This window comes from Mesorhizobium sp., from assembly GCF_004962925.1.
Lineage (GTDB): Bacteria > Pseudomonadota > Alphaproteobacteria > Rhizobiales > Rhizobiaceae > Mesorhizobium.
Genome location: NZ_SUEO01000165.1, coordinates 9,585 through 14,434, shown reverse-complemented (window position 1 = coordinate 14,434; position 4,850 = coordinate 9,585). Strand labels below are relative to the sequence as shown.

6 protein-coding genes are annotated in these 4,850 nt (G+C 62.3%); all 6 read right to left on the bottom strand.

The genetic code is table 11. The features are described from left to right. Positions 1–1,081 (bottom strand): alpha-D-ribose 1-methylphosphonate 5-triphosphate diphosphatase (locus tag E5W87_RS26010; RefSeq protein ID WP_292404165.1); only part of this gene is annotated, 1,081 nt, incomplete at its 3' end. A gap of 80 nt (positions 1,082–1,161) precedes the next feature. Further along, complete coding sequence (locus E5W87_RS26005; RefSeq protein ID WP_292404162.1) at positions 1,162–1,869, bottom strand: DUF1045 domain-containing protein; 708 nt, start codon at positions 1,867–1,869, stop codon at positions 1,162–1,164. Positions 1,870–2,023: 154 nt separating this feature from the next. After that, positions 2,024–2,836, bottom strand: coding sequence for a 5-deoxy-glucuronate isomerase (gene iolB, locus E5W87_RS26000; RefSeq protein ID WP_292404159.1), 813 nt, complete (start codon positions 2,834–2,836; stop codon positions 2,024–2,026). A 324-nt stretch (positions 2,837–3,160) separates the two neighbouring features. After that, complete coding sequence (locus E5W87_RS25995; protein ID WP_126104024.1) at positions 3,161–3,373, bottom strand: DUF3329 domain-containing protein; 213 nt, start codon at positions 3,371–3,373, stop codon at positions 3,161–3,163. Between the two features lie 47 nt (positions 3,374–3,420). Next, a complete protein-coding gene (iolE, locus tag E5W87_RS25990) occupies positions 3,421–4,338 on the bottom strand; it encodes a myo-inosose-2 dehydratase (RefSeq protein WP_292404156.1) in 918 nt (305 codons plus the stop codon). Between the two features lie 46 nt (positions 4,339–4,384). After that, a partial coding sequence (locus tag E5W87_RS25985; RefSeq protein WP_292404153.1) for a thiamine pyrophosphate-dependent enzyme occupies positions 4,385–4,850 on the bottom strand: 466 nt, incomplete at its 5' end.

Genomic DNA, 4,850 nt, shown 5'->3' with positions numbered 1-4,850 from the left:
GACGTACACGAACCAGATCGGCGCGCCGGCCCTGCTCGATGACGCCACGGTCGGTGAGGCCGACCGCCTCGGCCGGGTTCTTCGAGACCATGGCGACCGCCTGAGGCAGCGAAATGCCGTCGACCACGTCGCCGAGGAAAAACGCCGACTGGATCAGACTGAAGGGAATGTAGTCGGACGAAAGGATGTCGAGCAGCCCGTCGCCGGCAAGCGTGCGGGCCGAGACATTGCCGGAATGCGAGGCGCCGCGCATGACGTTCGGCGCGCCCATCAGAACGCCGAGCCCCGCCTCTTTCGAGGCCCTAGCGGCCTCCTCGGTGGTCGGGAACTCGGCGACGCGGACGCCCTGTTCGATCGCCTCGTCGACATGGCCTAATGTGGCGTCGTCATGGCTGGCGAGCACGATGCCGCGCTGATGGCAGGCGGCGGCGATGAAAGCGCGGTTCGGCCCAGAATTCGTCGCCGACTCCGCCATCCGCTTCTCGCAAAACTTCTGAAACTCGGGATCCGTCAGCTTCAGCTTGCGCTGGTAGTAATAGGCATAGGTTTCCAAGTCGACGAACTGGCGCTGTCCCGGCGCATGGTCCATCAGCGACGCCAGCTTGATCCTGTCATCGCCGTCGAAATGCGCGAAGGCTGCGAGGCAATCCGGCGCCGAAACCTCGCAGCGCAGATGGATGAAATGATCGGCCCGCAGCCGGTCCTGCTGGACGCTGTCCTCGATCGCATCGGCCAGCTTGCGCATGTCGGCCGAATTCATGTCGGCATCGTCATCCATGCCGACGCGCAAGGCATCGAGCACGGTGGTGATGCCGGCGGTCGCCACTTGCGCGTCGTGAGCGAGCACCGCGGCGATCGGATTCCAGCGCACTTTCGGCCGCGGCGCGTAATGGCCTTCGAGGTGGTCGGTGTGAAGCTCGACCAGCCCGGGGATAATGAAATCGCCGCCCATGTCCTCGCCGCTGCGGCCGGCACCGGCATCGATCCCGGCGATCAGGCCGTCGCGCAGCACGATCGACCCTTCGACGATCTCGTCGGCGAGCACGATGCGGGCATTGTTGAGAACGGTCTCGGCGGTCATTTCAGGCAGTCCTTGGAGCATTTTGCAGCCAATTGGAATCGATTGGCGTCGCACAAACGCGGTTAAAACAAATAGTCATTTCAGGCAGTTTTTCTAGCCGGGCGGCGCCCGAGCGCGTGATGGGAAAGCACCATGAACGGGGCGCCAGGTTCGGTTTCGACAAATAGGGTCAGCGCGTCCACCGGCACCGGCTGTTGCAGGACCTGCGCAAACAGGCTTTCGATTGCTAAGCGAAGACGAGGGCTTTCCTGTGACGCGGCTCGGCCGGACAGCGTCATATGGAAACGAAAGGTCTCGAAGACATAGGGGTAGCCCCACTGGCAGAGATTGCGGAATTCAGCCGGCTTCAGCGAATCGGGGCTGCGCCGCTCGATTTCCGCCTCGCTCAGCGGCGCGCGAAAACGGTCGAAGTCGCGCACGACGTCATCGGCGAAGCGGTTGAGCGCCGGCAACGGTCCTTCCGGCACGAGCGCGAAGAAGCCATCGATCTGGCTGACGACCAGACGCGGGATCGTCACCACCGGCGTCGTCTCGGCAAAATTGTCGAGCGCCGCGCGAAGCGAGGCTTCCGTCTCGTTCAAGGCCAGCCGGAAGGGCGCCTTCAGCGTTGCATGAAAGCCATAGCGGCGCGCCGAAGCGGTATGGAAGGCGACTTCCGCCGCCGACAGCTCGCCCACGGCCTCGACCGGCCTTGTGGCGGCGCCGAATGGGTCGCGGCCGAGCCAATTGGCGGCGATCCGCGCCAGCGGTTCGTCCTGCCGGGGGGTGAAATAGATAGCGTAGCGCATCGAAGTTCCTCGTCAATCCCCGCTGCCATAGGCGATTTGCATGACGAAATGACGAAGCTGATGATCGCTCCTGATAACAAAGTTGCTCAGGCGGGTCATTAGCCGAAGATTTTTTCGCTTTGGGCCAGTTTGCCGACCCGGAAGAGCCGCGCGATCAGCGCTTCATCAGCCATTCGTGCTCGGGCGCGTTGTGGAACTTCCACGTCCGCTTCGGCCCAGCCATGACATTGAGGTAGTAGAGGTCATAGCCATGGCAGGCGGCACAAGGGTGATAGCCCTTTGGCACCAGCACGACATCGCCGTCCTCGATCGCCATCGCCTCATCGAGCGAACGAGCGCCATTCCTGTCGGCATCGGTGTAGACCCGCTGGAAGGCAAAGCCCTGTGGCGGGTTGAGCCGGTGATAGTAGGTTTCCTCGAGATAGGACTCATCAGGCAGATTGTCCTGGTCATGCTTGTGCGGCGGGTAGCTCGACGTATGGCCACCCGGCGTGATGACCTCGACCACCAGCAATGAATCGGCCGGCTTGCCTTCCGGCAGGATGTTGGTGACATAGCGCGTGTTGGTGCCTTTGCCGCGAACCTCCTGGCCGAGATCCTTCGGCGCGATGACGCGGACGGGCAGGCCGCCGCCAAGCCCAGGCGCCGAGCAGACGGCGAGTTCGAGATCGGTGTCGGCAGTCACCGACCAGTCAGAGCCCTGCGGCACATAGACCGACCAGGGCTTGCCTTCGAAGGGCGACATGCGTTCGCCGAGCAGGCCGAGATCCTTGGCGCCCGCCCTAGCCTTGCCCTTGCCGGTGACGAACACCAGGCAGACTTCACGATCCGCTGTCTGCCCGGAGGCTGTTTCGCCTGGCCGCAACCGATGCAGATCGAAACCGACATAGGTCCAGCCGGCGCTTTGCGGCGTCACATGGGCGACGCGGCCATGGCCCTTATCGGCTTTGACGAGCAGTTTCGACATTGTGTCTCTCCTATCGCGAATCTTCGAGATTGGCCGAAGCCCCCCAACTTCGTCATCCTAGGGCGTAGCAGGAGCGAAGCTCCGTCGCGAAGACCCTAGGATCCATGCCGTAACCTCAGTCCAAGAGCGCAGCGGAACGGAATTCTGCACCGTAGCGGCCGTTTTGATGTCACGGCATGGATCCTGGGGTCTGCGCCGCGTCGCTTCGCTCCTTGCTCCGCCCCAGGATGACGAAGCGAGAGGCGTTTCAGCTAAATCTTCAACGCAGGCGATCCGTCATGGGCGCAGTGCCCGACCCGTAAGCCTTGAGCGCCATGGACTGCTTTATTCCTTCGGCTCGACCGGAGGCTTCGCCTCGTCGGCCGGCTTGTAGAGATAGAAGAACTGCCACACGGCATAGCCGGTGAAGCCGAGCGCGATCGTGCCCCAGAACGGTGCGCCGGTGGCAAACTCGACCACGGCCCACACCAGGCAGACCGCGACGATGGCAACGCGCCGCCACAGAGGCCGGAAGAACGGATGCTCAGAGTCCTTCATCGGATCAATCCGGGCATCGGATCAGCCATTCGCCGGGAATACTGTATTCAAGCATTGGGGAAGCCCTGTGTTTCAACCGTGTAGCCTGCGGCCGTCATCACCCGCATCAATTCCTTGTAGCCGACTTGCGCCATCTTGAGCGGCGGATTCTTTCTTGGGTCCTGCTCGGCCTCGACCACGAACCAGCCTTCATAACCATAGTTCGCCAGCCTTTCCACAATGGCGCCAAAATCCAGCGAGCCATCTCCCGGTACCGTGAAGGCGCCGAGCGCCACGGCATCGAGGAAGGATTGCTTCTGGCGGTCGAGTTTCTCGATCACCTCCATGCGCACGTCCTTCACATGCACGTGGTTGATGCGCCGGTGATGGTTGTCGATGGCGCGCAGCACGTCACCGCCGGCAAAAGCCAGATGTCCGGCATCGAGCAGCAAGGGAATGCCTTCGCCGGAGTAGCGCATGAACGCATCGAGTTCGGGCTCCGTCTCGACCACCGCCGCCATGTGGTGGTGGTAGGAGAGCGGCATGCCTTGCTCCGCGCACCATTCGCCAAACTGCGTGAGACGCTGCGCATAGGCCTTCATCTCGTCGTCCGAAAGCCTGGGCTTGGTGGCGAGCGGCTTCGAGCGATCGCCCTGGATGGAGCGGCCGACCTCGCCATAGACGATACAAGGTGCGTTCACCGCCTTGAACAGATCGATCATCGGCTGGATGCGATCCTTGTTCCTGGCCATGTCTTCATCGACCAGCGTACCGGAGAACCAGCCGCCGCAAAGCGTGACGTCGGCCTCCTTCAGGATCGGCAGCATGATTTTCGGATCGCTGGGAAAACGGCGGCCCATTTCCATGCCGGTGAACCCCGCCGAGCGCGACTGCGCCAGGCATTCCTCCAGCGACACGTCATCGCTGAGTTCCGCAAGATCGTCGTTCCACCATGCAATTGGCGACATGCCCAGTTTGGCTTTCAAGTCGTTACTCCAGGTTCAACCATTCGAAACGGCCTCCGTGAGCGGTTCAAGGCCGCCCGCTCAGCGCTTCCTCGTAGTTCTTGCGCGCCGCGTTCACTTGCGGGCGCACCGAGACTTCCGGCACGGCAACATCCCACCAGCTTCCACCGGCTTCGGTCGAAACCAGCGGATCGGTGTCGATGACCAGCACGGTTGTCCTTGTATTTTTCTTCGCTTGCATCAGCGCCGTTTCTAGCCCGGCGATCGACGAAACTTTTTCAGCGATCGCGCCCAGGCTTGATGCATGCGCGGCGAAGTCGATATCGGGCAGAACCTCGTGGCGGGCGTCCTTCAGCAGATTGTTGAAGTTGGCGCCGCCGGTCGCCATCTGCAGCCGATTGATGCAGCCATAGCCTCTGTTATCGAGCAGCACGATGGTCAGCTTGAGGCCGAGCATGACCGAGGTCGCGATCTCGGAGTTGAGCATCAGGTAGGAGCCGTCGCCAATCATGACGACAACCTCCTCGTCGGGC